The sequence below is a fragment of the Arthrobacter sp. NPDC089319 genome, assembly GCF_040684925.1.
Classification (GTDB): Bacteria; Actinomycetota; Actinomycetes; order Actinomycetales; family Micrococcaceae; genus Crystallibacter.
In genome coordinates this window covers 286,112-301,404 of the sequence record NZ_JBFBGZ010000002.1, presented here as the reverse complement: position 1 = coordinate 301,404, position 15,293 = coordinate 286,112, and the positions used below count along the sequence as shown (strand labels likewise).

The window sequence follows — 15,293 nt, the reverse complement described above, 5'->3', positions numbered from 1 at the left end:
ACGGCAACAGTGCCAGCCCACGGCGAAATGCCCCCGCACTACCCGCGGATTTCGGTGGCGGTTTGCTCCACTTTGGCCAACAGTTCCGCGAGCTGGCCGCGCTCTTGCTTGCTCAGGCCGGCCAGCAGCGAGTGCTCGGTTTCCACGTGGTCCGGCAACACCCTGTTGACCAGATCAAGTCCGGCCGGGGTGAGCGTGACCTGTTTCCCTCGGCCGTCCTGCACGTCCTTGGTGCGCGTGACCAGTTGCTTTTCTTCCAGCCGGTTCAGGCGCTGGGCGATGGCTGCCGAGGTCACCATGGCGGTCTCGGTCAGTTCACGGGGGCTGAGCGCGTAAGGCTTCCCGGACCGCCGCAGCGTGGCCAGCACATCGAAACTCGCCGAATCCAAATCGTGCCGGGCGAAAGTGGCGGCAAGCACCGCGTCGATTTTTCGGGCCGTCCGGGAAATCCGGCCCACCACCGCCATCGGCGAGACGTCCAGGTCGGGCCGCTCAACAGCCCACTGGTTAAGAATCCGGGTTACCTGATCTTCCATGCCGCACAGCATAGACGATTCCTAAGCGCTTAGCTATATTGTCTAAGTGCTTAGGAATAAATGGGTTCTTCTGACAATGACAGCCGTCGCCCCGCTGACCTGGGGCACCACCTACGCGGTGACCACCGAGCTACTGCCGCCGGACAAGCCGTTTTTGGCCGCAGCCATCCGCGCGCTGCCGGCCGGGCTGCTGCTGTTCGCTGTCACGCGCCAACTGCCGCAGGGCGCGTGGTGGTGGAAAGCAGCCCTCCTCGGGGCGCTGAATATCGGCATGTTTTTCGCCCTGCTCTTCATTGCCGCCCACCGGCTTCCCGGTGGTGTGGCGGCGACCATCGGCGCCGTGCAGCCTTTGCTTGTGGCAGCCATGGCGTCGCGCTGGATCGGCGAGCGCCTGACGTCCGCCAAGATTGTTGCCGCCGCCGTGGGACTGGCCGGAGTGGCCCTGCTGGTGCTGCAGTCCCAGGCCAGGTTGGATGCCGTCGGTGTGGCGGCGGCTTTGGGCGGGACTGCCTCGATGGCGGCCGGTGTGGTGCTGGCCAAGAAGTGGGGCCAGCCGGCCACCTCGCTGGCAGTCACCTCCTGGCAACTGACCGCTGGTGGGCTGCTGCTGGTCCCGCTGGCGCTGTTCGCGGATGGCCCGCTGCCCACGCAGCTTTCGGCGCTGAACCTGACCGGCTACGCGTATCTTTCCCTCGTGGGCACGGCCTTGGCCTACGCCCTGTGGTTCCGCGGACTGCAACTGTTGCCCGCGTTCAGCGCATCGCTGCTGGGGTTGTTGAGTCCAGTAGTCGCCACCGCCACGGGCTGGCTGATCCTGCACCAACAACTCTCCCCGGGCCAGACCGCCGGCGCCCTGCTGATCTTGGGCACTCTGGTCGCCGCCAACCTGCCCCGAAGGACGACGGCGGAGCCGGCGCTGGCAGTTTCCCGCCCGGCGGCACGGCTGACGACTCCAGCCGACTCTTCCCGGGCTGTCAACCAGCCAGGCGGGAAGCCCTCCGGAAAAGCCCGGAAAATAGGGTAGGTCTACCCTCTTGCCCCTTCGCGCGTATTTGCCCCAAAATGGCGCGTAGCCGCGCGTGCCCCACGAACTGGCCACCTCAGTTCCGGCCGTACGGTGTTTGGGGGAAGGACGGTGGCGCTATGCGTACCCGCCGGATTCTGATCATCTTGGTTACTGTCTTGGGGCTCAGCATCGCCGGGTTCGTGCCCAGCGCGCAGGCCGCTATTCATTGGACTCAAAGCGAGGCGCGGGGGCCCAACCACACCAGCCGCGTGGTGCTGAGCTATGACGACTGTCCCAAGACATTGACCTCCTTCAAGAAGGTCGTCAAGTACGCCAAAAAGAAAAACATCGGACTCGTCATCGCGCCTACCGGCAAATGCTTACAGAAGTACAAGAAGAAATACGACGTCGATCTGGCGAAGCTGGCCCGCTCATACGGCCAGTACGTCATCAACCACAGCATCAACCACCGCGGAGATATGAAAAAGCTCAGCTGCGCTGCGGTGGCCCGGGAACTGCGTGCCCCCGGTGTGGTGACCAATTACGGCCGCCCGCCGTTTGGCCGGATCGATGACTCGGTCCGCTGCGGCTACCGAAAGGCCGGCATGAAGCCATGGCTGTGGACCAGAGGCAGCTACGACACCACCGGCAAGTCCAAAGCGCAGGTGGTCTCAACGGTGGCGAAGGTTGCCACCAAGGGCGGCACCATCCTGATGCACATGCAGTGGAACGGCTTCAATCCGGATGCCATCAGCAAGATCAAATCCAGACTGGCCGACCGCGACCTCAAGGTGTGCCGGGCCTATCGAGGCAAGGACAATAAAGGCTCGGTCATCACCAGTCCCGTGAAGCTCCCGTCCAGGCTGCCCTGCTAGCTGGCGCGGGCGTGGTAGTTCTCGTCGACGTACTCAGCGGTCACCAGGATCGGCAAATGGTCCGACTGGCCGCGCGGCAGCGTTTCCACGCTCTGGATATCCAGCCCCAATGACGTGGCGAAATCGAAGTGGCCGCGGAAGAGCTTGTAGCGGGTGTAGGTCCTGCGGTTGCTCAAGGTCAGCGCGTAGCCGGTTTCTTTCAGGTGCTCAACCAGGTTCTTGGTGAAGAACGGGTAGTTGAAATCTCCCACCATCAACGTCATCTGTAGGCCGTCGCCGCCCATTTCCAATAAAGCCTCGTGGCCGGCCTTGATCTGATGCCGACGTAAGGAGTTGGTAGCCGTCAAGGGGGCAGCGTGGAAGTCGCCGATGACAACTTCGTGCTTGGTTTCGTTGTCCACCATCTTGACTCCGAGCAGCCGCTCATGGGCCGGCGCCAACACGTAATCGTGCAGCGATTTCTTCAATTCAAAGGTGTTGGTATCGACGGCGGAGAATCTTTTTGCGTCGTAATAGACGGCCAGTCCGAGCCTGTTCCCCTTGGTCGAATCGGCCAACTGCAGATGGCCAACCTTGTCCGGGAGCTTCTCAGTGTCCGCTTCCTGCAGGCACATGACGTCTACATCGTAGCGGTCGGTCAGGTCTTCGAGTTCCTCGCTCGCACTGTGCTTCCGGAGGTTGTAGCTAATGGCTTTCAGCAAGGGATCACCCTTCCAAGGCGGCGGTAGTTGTTGCCTGCGGCCCATCCTACCGAGCCAATCTGGGTGATCCACTCAGAAATGGTCTGCCGGCGTCACGAAGGCAGCGGATTCAGCGGCTCCAACCCCTAGCACTCCCTCCGGATATAGGTAAAGCTGACGGGAGGGGAGTCAGGGCCTTGCCCACCCGATGCCAAGCTGTTCTCCGACGGCGCCCGGGACGGCCTCGGCCTGACCAGCTCCTGCTTCCGGCATGGGACCGGATGACAAACACAGAGAGGTGTTGTGAGATGACTGATTTGGCAAGCACAGGCCAAACCACCGAAATCACTACGGGGCTCTACATTGGGGGTGAAGTCCGGGACAGCGGCGAGAGGTACGCCGTGGCGGACCCGGGCAAGCCGGACGCCGTGGTGGGCTATGCCGCTGCCGCGTCCAAACAGGATGTGGCCGACGCCGTAGCTGCCGCGAAATCCGCCTTCCCGGCTTGGGCTGCCCTCGGCGCGAAAGAGCGGGCGGCCCAGCTTGCCGCAGCGATCGAAGGCCTCGCGGATCTGCGGGACGAGGACGCGGCCATCCTGTCGCAGGAAAACGGCAAGATCCGGATGGAGGCCTGGATCGACGCCCTGGTCTTCGACATCCGCTTCCAGTTGGCGCTTTCGCTCGCCGACGAAGTGGACCAGGGCAAGGTCCTGGAACCGGCACCCGGCATTCCTGTGACCACCTCCGTGGCCTACCAGCCGCTGGGCGTGGTGACCGTCATCGTCCCCTTCAACTGGCCCATCGCCATCCTCGGCGCCTCGCTGCCGCACGCCCTGCTGGCCGGCAACACCGCCATCGTGAAGCCGCCGCCCACCACCCCGCTGGCCATTACCCGGGTAGTGCAGCGCGTGGCGGAGAAACTGCCGCCGGGCGTGCTGAACATCGTCACCGGCCACGACACCGAGATGGGCGGCCTGATCCAGAACGACGACGTGGCCAAAGTCTGCTTCACCGGCAGCGTCGGCGGCGGCAAGAAGATGATGGAGATGGCGTCCAAGAGCCTGACCCGCGTCACGCTTGAACTCGGCGGCAACGACCCCGCCGTCTTCCTCGACGACGCCATTCTGGACGACACGCATCTGGACCGGCTGTATGCGGCGATCTTCGATACCACCGGGCAGATCTGCATGAACGCCAAACGGGTCTACGTGCACCGGTCGAGGATGGACGAACTGGTGGCCGGGCTGTCCACCCGGTTGGAGAAAGCCGTGATCGGCTACGGCCTGGACGAGGGCACCACCATGGGCCCGTTGCACCAGCCCGCCCAGAAGAAGTTCGTCGAGGAGCTCATCGCGGAAGCCAAGGCCGCCGGCGCCGACGTCCGCGAGTTCGGCGAACTGCCCTCCGACCCCGAACTGCAGAGCGGCAACTTCCTCAAGCCCGCACTGGTCGTGGACCCCGATCCGTCCCTGCGCGTGGTCACCCAGGAACAGTTCGGCCCGGTCATCCCGATCATCCCCTTTGATACCGAAGAGGAAGCGGTGGCGGCCGCGAACGACACCTGGGCGGGCCTCTGCGGATCGGTATGGACCGCGGACAAGGACAAGGCCAACGCTCTCGCAGCGCAGCTGGTCTGCGGCTACGTCTGGGTCAACGACCACGGCGCCACCCGGCTGGACCTGCGCGCACCGTTCGGCGGCATGAAGCACTCCGGCTTCGGCCGCGAGCAGGGCATCGAAGGCGTCCGTGCGTTCCAGGACACCCGCTCCGTCGCGCACTTGGACGAAGCGGCGGCGGCAGCGGGCCACTAATAACAACGACGACGGCGTGTGGTCGGCCTTTCTCAGAGTCCGGCCACACGCCGTTTCAGCCGTCTCGACCGTCTGACCTGCCTCACCTGCCCCTATGAATGGAACAGGCCGGATCCCCTCAGCAGGGAACCGGCCCGTGCGCTCAGCGCTGCGGGTCAGACCGCCTGCGCCGTCCGCCAGCCGCCCCGGTATTCGTTCCGGGCGGTGACCGAGTAGGGTGCCGGGCTGACCACCGCGCGGACCTCAAGCTGTTGGTGCGGCTCAACGGTGGTCTTGCGCGTGCCGCCGTCGGGCTCTCCCCACACCACCTTCACCTCGGTGCCGATTTCCACGTCCGGGTTGACGGTGGCCAGGGACAGCGCCCGCTTCTCGTTGGCGCTGTAGCCGGTGAACAGGGACAGGCCCACGTTCGTGCCGCCGGCGTCCACGATTGAGTCGTAGTTCGAGGACCCGTAGTTGGCGTTGGGCAGGTCGAAGTATTTGTACGGCGTGCCTTCGACGTCGAACAGCGAGGCGAAGATCTTGGTCATGTCTTCCGCGTTCCAGGCCAGCGTCACCTTCTTCCGCTGCTCAGCCGGGTCGATCTTCTCCAGCGCCTCGCGGCCAATGAAGTCGTGGTCGAATTTGACGAAGGAGCCATAACCCAGCTCCCACGGATTCAGGTAGTAGTCCTCGATCTTGTCGGAAACGAAACTGCCGGCCACGGCATTGACGGCTTCGTAGCTGTCGGCGCCGAGCCATTCCCGGTAGGGGCGGAGCTCCTCGCCGGTGTAGATGGCCGGCAACGGCGACGGGATCCAGCCGGATTCCAGCGTGTTGGACGAATAGGCCCGGGCGCCGACGGCGAGCATGCCGAACTCCTGCCCGGCCGCCAAGATGGCTTCGCGGACCCGGTCGTAGGATTCGTACGGCCCCCACAGTTCCAGCCCCGGAGCTCCCGCCATGCCGTGCCGCAACGTGCGCACCTGCGCTCCGGCCACCTGCATGTGGTCCATGCTGAAGAACTTCAACTGCTCCACCGGGCCGCCGTTGATCTTTTCGATGATCTGCCAGGCGTTCGGCCCTTGGATCTGGAAGCGCCAGTACTTGCGCTGCACCGGCTTGCCCATCGGCCGCGACGGCGACCGGCGGTCCACCTCCAGTTCCACGTTGTACCCGCCGGTCTGCCCGTGGAAGAGCAGCCAGTTGGCCGCCGGCGAGCGCCCCACGTAGACGAACTGGTCCTCGGCTTCGTGGAACAGGATGCCGTCGCCGATCACGTGCCCGGACGGCGTCGTCGGCACATACTGCTTTGCCCTGTTCACCGGGAAATTGGCCACCGAGTTGACCGCGGTGTCGGAGATGAGCTTTAGCGCGTCCGGGCCCTTGATGAACAGGTTGTCCATGTGGTGCGTCTGGTCGTACAGCACCGCGGTGTCCCGCCAGGCCCGCACCTCGCTGCGCCAGTTGGTGAATTCCGGCGCCACCACCGGATAGATATAGGCGCCGATCTGCGAATTGCGCAGCAGTTCGACGGTATTGCCGGCCTGGTCCAGGACCTGCTGCAGGTTCTGTGCACTCATGATTCCCCTCTCCCCGCCGGCCGCAGCCGGCGTATCTTCTCCATGCTCCGTTCCCGGGGCATGCTGTTCGATTGCGGGTGGCAGGGGAACCGGCGTGTGTCAGCTGCCGGGATCCTCGGCTGCCCGCATGATGGCCGTGGCAACGCTCTTCAGATGCTTCTCCATGGCTGCCGCGGCCCGTTCCGGATCCTTGGCGCAGACCGCGTCCACAATCTCCAGGTGTTCGGGCAGGGAGACCGAGGGCCGCCCCGGCTGCATGGCCAGCCGGAACTGGAACCGGACGCTCTGGCCGCGCAGCCGCGCGATCAGGGCTGCCGCCGTGTGGTGCCCGCCCAGTTCGATGACCCGGCGGTGCAGCGTCTTGTTGCAGTCCGAGTACTTCAGCAGGTCCCCGGTCTCCACTGCCTGGCTCATGGTCCGGCCCAAAGCCTGCAGTTCCTGCACGTCCTCGTCGGTGACGTGTTCTGCTGCCTTCGCGGCGCAGATGGCCTCCAGCGCGGCGCGGACTTCGGTGATCTCCACGGCTTCCTCCACCGAAACGGCCCGCACCCGGGCGCCCCGGTTTTGGATCCGCTCTACCAGGCCCTCCAGCGTCAGTTCCGCCAGCGCGGCCCGGACGGTGGCGCGGCTGGCATTGAACTCCGCACTGATGTCCGCCTCCACCAACCGCTGGTTGGGGACCAGTTCGCCGCGGTCAATCGCCTTCTTCAGCCCGGCGACGACGGCGGCTGAGTCGGTGGACTTCGGAACGGCGGTTGGGGTGGTGCTCACGGGAGGCTGCTCCATGCTGAATCGTGTGCTGACAAAGTTGTTGCCAATAACCTAGCCCAGTCGGGCTCAGTGCTCGTCGGGAGCATCGATGGGCGGCGTGCCGTGGGTGTGAAAGGTGGAGATGGTCTGCATTCCCCAGGCCTGGCCCTTCTTGCGTTCCGCCTCGCTCCACACCACCGGCTCCCAGTCCGGCGCCAGCAGCAACCGTGCCCCGGCGTTGGCGAACTCGATGCGGTTGCCGCCCGGCTCGTAGACGTAGAGGAAGAAGGTCTGGTTGATGGCGTGCTTGTGCGGGCCGGACTCGATGTGGATGCCGTTCTCCAAAAAGATGTCCGCGGCCTTGAGGATGTCTTCCCGAGTGTCCGGCGCGAAGGCGATGTGGTGCAGCCGCCCGGAGGCGCCCAGATTGTCCGCGGAGTAGACCAGATCGTAGGACTTCTGACCGAACCGGAACCAGTGGGCCGCGGTGCGTCCGTTGTCCAGCCGGATGAGTTCGCTGTCCTTCAGCCCCAGCACCTCGGCGGAGAACTGGGCATTCTCCTCCACGTTGGCCGCCAGGTAGTTGATGTGGTCCAGCCGGCGCGCGTTGACGCCGTGGCCCGGGAAGCGGGAGGCCTGGTTCTTCAGCGCCGGCTTGTCGTCCGAGGCCTGGTACCACTCGGTTTCGTAGTAGACGGACATCGGGTGCCCGTCCGGGTCGGTGAAGTGGAACGACGGGCCGACGCCGAATTCACCGTCCCGCCAGCCTCCACCGAGTCCGGCCGCCTGGATCGAGGCGACAAGCCGTTCCAGTGCCTCGGGTGACGCTGCCCGGTGCGCGACGAGCCCGGCCCCGGAGGCCGCCCGCGGGGTGAGCTTGATGCTCCAGTTCTCGTAGTCGTCCCAGGTGCGGAGGAAGACCGAATCGCCGGCGCGGCCGACTTCCCGCATGGCCAGCAGGTCGTTGAAGAACCAGTAGCTCTCGTCGAATTTGTCCGTAAAGAGCTCGATGTTGCCGAGATGGGCGATATCGCGGTGATGGGGTGTCATGCTCATCCTTTAGGTGGTTGCTGGTGTTTGTTCGCGGGGAAAGACAGTGCCGTCGAGCAGCTTCCGCGCTGTCCGCAGCACCGTGGAGGACGTGGTGGTCATGCCGGTTGGCCCCTGTTCCAGGGCGGCGCCAACATCTAGGTAGCCGGTGGGATGTTCCAGCCGCAGCGGCCCACCGTCCGCGGGCAACTGCGCGAATTCATGCCCGACGGCGTCCGGAAGCTGGATGCCGGCCGCCACTGTGGTGCCGCCGAGCACGCCGATGGAGGTGTGGCAGCGCACCGGCAGGAAGCTGCGGGTGGTCACCGCCCCGCCGTTGCGCGGCGGGGCGAGCAGCACCAGCTTGGGCACCGTCTTGCCGGAGACGTCGCCCATGCCCATCAGCTCCGCGGCTGCCAGCCTGATCCGGGCCAGCCGGGCCGCCAGTTCAGCGTTGGCTTCCAGTTCGGCAGGCTCCTCATAGCCGCTGACTCCGAGCTCCGCGGCCCGCATCAGCACCGACGGCATGCCGTTGTCCACGCAGGTGACCTCCACACTGTCCACCACGTCCTTGGTGTTGCCGGTGGGCAGCAGGGCGCCGGTCGAGGAGCCCGCGGTGTCCGCAAAGTCCAGCGTGATCGGCGCTGCCGTACCGGGCACGCCGTCGATCGCCGCGTCACCGCGGTAGTCCACGCGGCCGCCGGGCGTCGCGAAAGTAGCCGTTGCAATGCTGTCCGAATTCACCATCCGGATGCGCACCGACGTCGTGCTTTCCTGCGCCGGGACCAGGCCGCGCTCGACGGCGAAGGGCCCGATCCCGGCGAGGATGTTGCCGCAGTTCTGGCTGTCTGAGACCACGGCCTCGTCGACGGCCACCTGCAGGAACAGGTAGTCCACGTCGCTGGCGCCGTCGGCCGAGCGCGAGACAACCGCCACCTTGCTGGTCAGCGGATGTGCGCCGCCAACGCCGTCGATTTGCCGGGCATCCGGGCTGCCCATGATGCGCAGCAGCAAGTCGTCGCGTTCGGCCGGATCGGACGGCAGGTCGCCGGCCAGGAAGTAGGCGCCCTTGGAGGTGCCGCCGCGCATCAGCAGGCAGCGCACGCCGTCGTCGTAGTTCCCCGCCCCGCCGGAAGCCGCCCCCGCGGCCGGAACCCGGGCACCGCCGCGCTCAGCTGTCATAGTCCTCGGCCGCCACATACTGCACCCCGAGCTTTTCCAGCAGCGGGCGCAGGCCGTAGTAGTCCAGGCCCAGCGTGCCCTCCTGGAACAGCGACCGGGTCTTCGCTTCCTTGGCCTCGCGCGCCTCCGATGCCTCGATCGCGGCCGGGACCTCCAGCCGCGGCACGCAGACCACGCCGTCGTCGTCGGCCACCACCACGTCGCCGGGCCGCACCGTAATCCGACCCAGCGTGATGGGAATGTTGACGGCGCCGGCGGTGGCCTTCACCGTGCCCTGCGCGTGCACAGCCGCCGACCAAGCCGGGAAGCCCATCGCCTGAAGTTCGGCGAGGTCCCGGATGCCGGTGCTGGTGACCACGCCGCGCACGCCGCGGTACCGCAGCGCGGTGGCGAACAGCTCGCCAAACAGCCCGTCGGTGCACTCGGAGGTGGTGGTGACCACCAGGATGTCCCCGGGGCGGCACTGTTCGATGGCCGCGTGGATCATCAGGTTGTCGCCTGGCCAGCAGAGCACCGTCACGGCGGTGCCGGCCACCCGGGCGCCGGACTGGATGGGCCGGAACTGTGGGCCGGCCAGGCCGGTGCGGCCCATAGCCTCGTGCACCGTGGCCACCCCGAAGCCGGCGAGCGCGTCGACGTGGGCCAGCTCGGCCCGGGGCGGGTTGGTGACAATGACGTTTTTCATGCCAGCGAGGTGGTCACTTGCGGGTAGTAGCGCATATAGGCCTCGCCCTTGGTGTCAGTGGTGAAGCCGAGGTTGGGGCCGGCGTTGCGCTTGACCTGCACGCCGCGGCGGGTGGCCAGGTCCGTGTAGTAGTCCCACATGTGCTGCTGCGCCGCCAGGCACTCCATCGCCTTGCGTTTGGCGGCGAAGGCCTCGGTGATGTCCAGCAACACGTTCGGCTTGAAGTCGCACTGTTCGGGCTGGTGCGGTTCGAAAAAGAACACCGGCGGGGCGCCTAGCGGATCGCCCGGCGCGTCGTAGCCGATGGCCTGCGCCAGCACCCGCGCGTCCAGCGCCATCCGGGCGGCGGCCGGATGGTCCCCGTTGTAGGGGTCCAGCAGCGGATGGGTCAGCACCACGGTGGGCTTGACCTCGCGGTAGATCTGCACCAGTTGGTCCACCAGTTCGCGGGTGGGTACCAACGGATAGTCGCCGGCATCCAAGAACCGGACCTCCGCGCCCAGCGCCGCGGCCGCATTCTCCGCCTCCTCGCGGCGGATCGCCTTGATCTCCTCCAGCCCCTTGCCTTCGCGCCAGGCCTTGGCGGATTCACCGCGCTCGCCATAGGACAGGCAGACGACGACGGCGCGCTCTCCCCGCTGCGCCGCGGCGGCGATCGCTCCGCCCGCCCGCCAGACGAAGTCGCCGGCGTGGGCGCTGACCACCAGCAGTGCCGGTTCGGTGTTGTTCACGAAATCTCCTTGGCTCGGACCGTTCTGAGTGAAGTCAATCACTGGCGCGCTCAGATTGTCAACAATTCTGGTTTCAGATGTCTCCGGCTGTGAGGGTGCTGCGCGGTGGCAACGCGAAGGGGCTTCGGGGAGCAGAGCGAGGAGGGTGCTGCACGGTGGCAATGCGAGTCGGCTTCGGGAGCACAGCGGGGCGGCGGATCACTCCAACCCGAGACTGCCGTGACGGTAGAACCCCAGCGAACTCGCCGACCCAAGACACTCGTCACCCCGGCGAAGCCGCCGAAGCCGGGCCCTTCCCATCGGCGGACGGCAGGACGATGATTTCGTGCATGGATGTTCGGTCATGAAGAACATGGAAGTTTCGTCATGAACAAGGGCCGACTGGAAGCCTTCAGTGACGGCGTGATGGCCATCATCATCACCATCATGGTGCTGGAACTGCATGCGCCCGAAGAGCCAACCTGGCAGGCCCTGTTCAGCCAGGCTCCCGGATTCTTCAGCTATCTTTTGAGCTTTGTCTACGTGGGCATCTACTGGAACAACCATCACCACATGCTTCACCTGGCCGGGAAAATCAACGGCACCATCCTCTGGGCCAATCTGCACCTGCTCTTCTGGCTGTCCCTGTTCCCGTTTTCCACCCGGTGGATGGATGAAACGGGCTTCGTTACCGTGCCGGTCCTTGTTTATGGCGTGAATCTGCTCCTGGCCGCGGTCGCCTATTTCGTTCTGGAAACCTGCCTCATCCGCCAGCAGGGCCCCGACGGCGCGCTGGCGCAGGCGCTGGGCCGGGACTGGAAAGCAAAGATCTCCCCTCCCATCTACGTTTTCGGAATCGCGGCGGCGTTGCTGCAGCCCTTGATCAGCATCGCGGCCTACACGGTGGTGGCGTCCCTGTGGCTGATTCCGGACCGGAGGGTGGAGCGTTTCCTGGCCGGGCAGGAACACAAAGACTGAGGCATCCGGTTTCCATTGCCGCCGCGGTTGGCCACGAGTAGGCTCGCGCATGTCTCCACCGCCCGCCCACCGAATAGGAGCACGCCATGCCCAAGCCCACCTTCAGCCCCGGCGCACCCTGCTGGGTCGACTTAATGACCTCCGACCCGGAGAAGGCCAAGCAGTTCTACACCGAACTTTTCGGCTGGACGTATGAGGTCGGGGACCAGGAAAAGTACGGCGGATACACCACCGCACTGAAGGACGGCCAGTCTGTTGCCGGCATCATGCAGAGCCAGCACTCCGGCTACCCTGACGTCTGGAGCACCTATCTGCGGGTGGAGGACATTGACGCCGCTACCCGTGCGGCCGCAGCCAACGGTGGCCAGGTCCATATGCCGCCGATGGAGGTTCCGGAGCAGGGCAAGATGGCCATGATCGGCGATCCCGGCGGAGCCGCCGTCGGCCTGTGGGAGTTCGCCGGGCACACCGGCTACCAACTAGCCGCCGAGCCCGGCTCCCCCGCCTGGCACGAGCTCTTCACCCGTGACTACCCCGCCACCGTGAAGTTCTACCAGGACGTCTTCGGCTGGGACACCGAGGTCATGAGCGACACCGACGACTTCCGCTACACCACGCTCGGCTCCGGCGAAAACGCCACGGCCGGCATCATGGACGCCACAGCCTGGCTGCCCGAGGGCGTCCCCGCGCACTGGCGCGTCTACTTCACGGTGGAGAACACCGATGCCACCGTCGAGAAAGCCACCGCCCTGGGCGGCAGCGTGGCCCAGCCCGCCGACGACACGCCGTTCGGCCGCATGGCCACGCTGACCGACCCGACCGGCGCCACGTTCCTGGTCGCCCAGGCCATGCCGCGGCAGTAATCCGGCCAGCCACCCAGCCGGGCACCGCTGCCCCTACAGCCACTGCTTTCAATAACGACGGCGGTGCCCGGCTACCGATTGCCGCGCCTTGGCGGAAATCTTCAAGACCGGACGCCGGCCGCGCACCTAGCTTGGAGGCATGATGACTAATACCACCCAGCCAGCCCACGGCGAATACACCGACCGCGGAGTCCCGCACGGCATGACGTCCTTGACACCGTTCATTGCGCTCACCGACGCCGCGGGCGCCATCGACTTCTACACCCGGGTCCTCGGGGCCAAACTGCTGGACCGGACCGACATGCCTGGCCCGGACGGCAGCCCCGTCGTCGTCCATGCGACGCTCGATTTCGGCGCGGGCTGCCTGCAGTTGGGTGAGGTCAACCCGGCCTACCACCTGGTCAGCCCGCCCGAGGGCGACGACGACTGCTACTCGCTGGGCCTCTATGTGCCGGATGTAGATGCCACCGTGGAGCGTGCCGTGGCTGCGGGCGCCAGCGTGCGCGAAGACGTGAACACCTTCGTGTCCGGCGACCGGTACGGCAGCATCCGCGATCCCTTCGGCGTCCGGTGGTCCATCATGACCCGTGTGGAGGACCTGTCGCCGGAAGAGAGCAGCCGCCGCGTGGCCGAGTGGGCGGATTCGATGGCGTCCGGAGAGGCCTAACCCTGCATCGCCTTATCCCCGGGCGCGCCCGGGTACTGGCGCGGGGTAAAGCCAAGCACCTGGCGGAACTCCCGGGTCAGATGTGCCTGATCGGAAAAACCCAGCTCGGCAGCGAGTTCGCCGAGGTTCGTTGCGGGCTCGGCCCGGACGCGCTCGGCGGCGTCCTGCAACCGACGGCGGCGCAACATCAGCACCGGCGACATCCCCACGTAGCGGGCCGCCAACCGCTGCAGGGTGCGCTCGGACAAGTGCAGCGCTCCGGCCAGCTGCGGCACTGACCGGATGTCGCCCTCATCGATCAGGTCCACCATCTGATTGGCAAGGGCGGCGTCACTCGACATTCCGCCGTCGGACCGTTGAGCGGCGAGCGCCTGCACGTAATCTTGGAGCAGATCGGCGGCGCGGGCACGATCCGCAGCAATGGCATCGGACGACCCGGGATCCGCCGGCCCGGAATCTGCGGCCCCGGAGCGGTCCGTCACCCCAGACCTTCCCATCACCTCGCAGATCGACTCGTGCAGGGCAGTAGCCTCCACCGGGGCTTCCGCGTCCAACAGTTCCGCCGGCCGTTCGGTGAACAACCACACGCCGGCGGGCTTCAGCAATGCGCCAACCGCCCACCCGCTGCCGGACAGCACCTTGGTGGACGCCCGGCTGGTCGGCCCATAGATCGCGACGCCGTTGGGCTCCACCACCACATTGCTCGCCGGATAGCCAAGCACCAACTGCTCAGCCCGCTCCCCCGCCACCAGAACCCACTCCGGGATCCACACCTGGCGGACAAACGCAGCCACATCCGCCCGCGCCGGAAACCTGGTCACCACGGACCCGGAGCCCGGCGTCAGGTGCCCCTTCGTGGTCGGCCTGAAACTCATGCTGCGATCGTATCCGCCGTGTGCTTGCCCGGCCCGGCACCGCACTATCCTGAAAGGACAGTGCCCGCGAAGGAGTCGTATGTCTTGCTGCCATGGGCCGGAGCGTGAAGGCGCCGCCACCTCTGCCACCACGCCTGCAACTGTTGCCGGAACCGAAACTGGCCCGGCTAACGGTGCCGCGCCGGCTGTCAGTCCTGCCGCCCAGGACCGTGTTATCGAGCAGGTCTCCCTGCCGGGCGGTAGCTTCCTGATGGGCGACGCGTTCGACGAGGGCTATCCGGAGGACGGCGAAGGGCCGGTGCACGAGGTGGCACTGTCCCCGTTCACGGTGGACACCACGGCAGTGACCAACGCAGAGTTCCAGCGTTTCGTCGCCGCCACCGGCTACCGAACCGAGTCCGAGGTCTACGGCTACTCGGGTGTGTTCCACCTGCTGATCGCCGCCGATGCCGCTGACATTTTGGGCCGGCCCGAATCGCTGCAGTGGTGGGTCACGGTCCGGGGTGCCGATTGGGCCCATCCCCATGGACCCAAATCCTCGTGGCAGGACGTTCCGGACCACCCCGTGGTCCAGGTCTCGTGGAACGACGCCGTGGCCTACTGCCGGTGGGCAGGCCGGGCGCTGCCGACCGAGGCGCAGTGGGAGTACGCCGCCCGCGGGGGCCTGGCGCAGGCGCGCTACCCCTGGGGCAACGAGCTGGTGGAACCGGGCGGAACGCACCGCTGCAACATCTGGCAGGGCATCTTCCCCACGGACAATACGCTGGACGATGGTTTCCTCGGCCCGGCCCCGGTGCGCAGTTTCCCGCCGAACGGCTTTGGGCTTTACGAGACCAGCGGCAACGTGTGGGAATGGTGCGCGGACTGGTTCCTGCCGAAGTACTACCGCAAGTCCCCGGCGGACAACCCGCCCGGCCCCACCATCGGGCAGGGCCGGGTCATGCGCGGCGGCTCGTTCCTCTGCCACGATTCGTACTGCAACCGCTACCGGGTGGCGGCCCGTTCCAAGAACACCCCGGACTCCGCGGCCAGCAACATCGGCTTCCGCACCGTCGCAGTTTGAGCGAGCCGGCAGGTGACGCGC

The 15,293-nt window shown here is 66.3% G+C and carries 16 protein-coding genes; 7 read left to right on the top strand and 9 right to left on the bottom strand.

Annotated elements, in window-relative coordinates:
* Nucleotides 1–38: 38 nt before the first annotated feature.
* Entirely contained in the window at nucleotides 39–536 is a 498-nt protein-coding gene (locus AB0N75_RS04195) for a MarR family transcriptional regulator (protein WP_364645551.1), read from the bottom strand.
* A gap of 76 nt (nucleotides 537–612) precedes the next feature.
* Here AB0N75_RS04195 and AB0N75_RS04190 point away from each other — a divergent pair, with 76 nt between their 5' ends.
* Entirely contained in the window at nucleotides 613–1,560 is a 948-nt protein-coding gene (locus AB0N75_RS04190) for an EamA family transporter (protein ID WP_364645548.1), read from the top strand.
* A 119-nt stretch (nucleotides 1,561–1,679) separates the two neighbouring features.
* Entirely contained in the window at nucleotides 1,680–2,417 is a 738-nt protein-coding gene (locus AB0N75_RS04185; RefSeq protein ID WP_364645545.1) for a polysaccharide deacetylase family protein, read from the top strand.
* On the opposite strand, the gene AB0N75_RS04180 is transcribed toward AB0N75_RS04185, so the two are convergent.
* Nucleotides 2,414–3,115, bottom strand: coding sequence for an endonuclease/exonuclease/phosphatase family protein (locus tag AB0N75_RS04180; RefSeq protein WP_364645988.1), 702 nt, complete (start codon nucleotides 3,113–3,115; stop codon nucleotides 2,414–2,416). The two genes, AB0N75_RS04185 and AB0N75_RS04180, sit on opposite strands and share 4 nt — an antisense overlap.
* A gap of 290 nt (nucleotides 3,116–3,405) precedes the next feature.
* Here AB0N75_RS04180 and AB0N75_RS04175 point away from each other — a divergent pair, with 290 nt between their 5' ends.
* Nucleotides 3,406–4,908: an aldehyde dehydrogenase family protein gene (locus tag AB0N75_RS04175; protein ID WP_364645542.1), complete on the top strand. Its 1,503-nt coding sequence runs from the start codon at nucleotides 3,406–3,408 to the stop codon at nucleotides 4,906–4,908.
* A 155-nt stretch (nucleotides 4,909–5,063) separates the two neighbouring features.
* Here the strand turns inward: AB0N75_RS04175 and AB0N75_RS04170 are convergent, their stop codons facing one another.
* The 6 genes from AB0N75_RS04170 to AB0N75_RS04145 all read right to left on the bottom strand — a co-directional run bounded on the left by AB0N75_RS04170 (nucleotide 5,064) and on the right by AB0N75_RS04145 (nucleotide 10,847).
* Nucleotides 5,064–6,470 (bottom strand): aminomethyl transferase family protein, encoded by a 1,407-nt coding sequence (locus tag AB0N75_RS04170; RefSeq protein WP_364645539.1) that lies wholly within the window; start codon nucleotides 6,468–6,470, stop codon nucleotides 5,064–5,066.
* Nucleotides 6,471–6,569: 99 nt separating this feature from the next.
* On the bottom strand, nucleotides 6,570–7,241 hold the full coding sequence (locus tag AB0N75_RS04165) for a GntR family transcriptional regulator (RefSeq protein WP_364645536.1): 672 nt from the start codon (nucleotides 7,239–7,241) through the stop codon (nucleotides 6,570–6,572).
* A 66-nt stretch (nucleotides 7,242–7,307) separates the two neighbouring features.
* The gene (locus tag AB0N75_RS04160) at nucleotides 7,308–8,270 is read right to left on the bottom strand and encodes a VOC family protein (RefSeq protein ID WP_364645533.1); all 963 of its coding nucleotides are present in this window, start codon (nucleotides 8,268–8,270) and stop codon (nucleotides 7,308–7,310) included.
* 9 nt (nucleotides 8,271–8,279) lie between these two features.
* Nucleotides 8,280–9,431, bottom strand: coding sequence for a 4-oxalomesaconate tautomerase (locus tag AB0N75_RS04155; RefSeq protein WP_364645530.1), 1,152 nt, complete (start codon nucleotides 9,429–9,431; stop codon nucleotides 8,280–8,282).
* Entirely contained in the window at nucleotides 9,421–10,116 is a 696-nt protein-coding gene (locus AB0N75_RS04150) for a 4-carboxy-4-hydroxy-2-oxoadipate aldolase/oxaloacetate decarboxylase (protein WP_364645527.1), read from the bottom strand. The genes AB0N75_RS04155 and AB0N75_RS04150 overlap by 11 nt, the downstream gene beginning before the upstream one ends.
* Nucleotides 10,113–10,847 (bottom strand): PIG-L deacetylase family protein, encoded by a 735-nt coding sequence (locus AB0N75_RS04145; protein ID WP_364645525.1) that lies wholly within the window; start codon nucleotides 10,845–10,847, stop codon nucleotides 10,113–10,115. Before AB0N75_RS04145 ends, AB0N75_RS04150 begins: the two co-directional genes overlap by 4 nt.
* A 366-nt stretch (nucleotides 10,848–11,213) precedes the next feature.
* Between AB0N75_RS04145 and AB0N75_RS04140 the strand changes: the two genes are divergently transcribed.
* From AB0N75_RS04140 to AB0N75_RS04130, 3 genes are all read left to right on the top strand, one after another.
* Complete coding sequence (locus AB0N75_RS04140; protein ID WP_364645522.1) at nucleotides 11,214–11,804, top strand: TMEM175 family protein; 591 nt, start codon at nucleotides 11,214–11,216, stop codon at nucleotides 11,802–11,804.
* Between the two features lie 86 nt (nucleotides 11,805–11,890).
* Nucleotides 11,891–12,667, top strand: coding sequence for a VOC family protein (locus AB0N75_RS04135; RefSeq protein ID WP_364645519.1), 777 nt, complete (start codon nucleotides 11,891–11,893; stop codon nucleotides 12,665–12,667).
* 142 nt (nucleotides 12,668–12,809) lie between these two features.
* The gene (locus AB0N75_RS04130) at nucleotides 12,810–13,334 is read left to right on the top strand and encodes a VOC family protein (RefSeq protein ID WP_364645986.1); all 525 of its coding nucleotides are present in this window, start codon (nucleotides 12,810–12,812) and stop codon (nucleotides 13,332–13,334) included.
* On the opposite strand, the gene AB0N75_RS04125 is transcribed toward AB0N75_RS04130, so the two are convergent.
* On the bottom strand, nucleotides 13,331–14,209 hold the full coding sequence (locus tag AB0N75_RS04125) for a helix-turn-helix transcriptional regulator (RefSeq protein WP_364645516.1): 879 nt from the start codon (nucleotides 14,207–14,209) through the stop codon (nucleotides 13,331–13,333). The genes AB0N75_RS04130 and AB0N75_RS04125 overlap by 4 nt on opposite strands.
* 79 nt (nucleotides 14,210–14,288) lie before the next feature.
* Between AB0N75_RS04125 and AB0N75_RS04120 the strand changes: the two genes are divergently transcribed.
* Nucleotides 14,289–15,272, top strand: a complete 984-nt coding sequence (locus AB0N75_RS04120; RefSeq protein WP_364645513.1) for a formylglycine-generating enzyme family protein — start codon at nucleotides 14,289–14,291, stop codon at nucleotides 15,270–15,272.
* The last annotated feature ends 21 nt before the right edge of the window (nucleotides 15,273–15,293 follow it).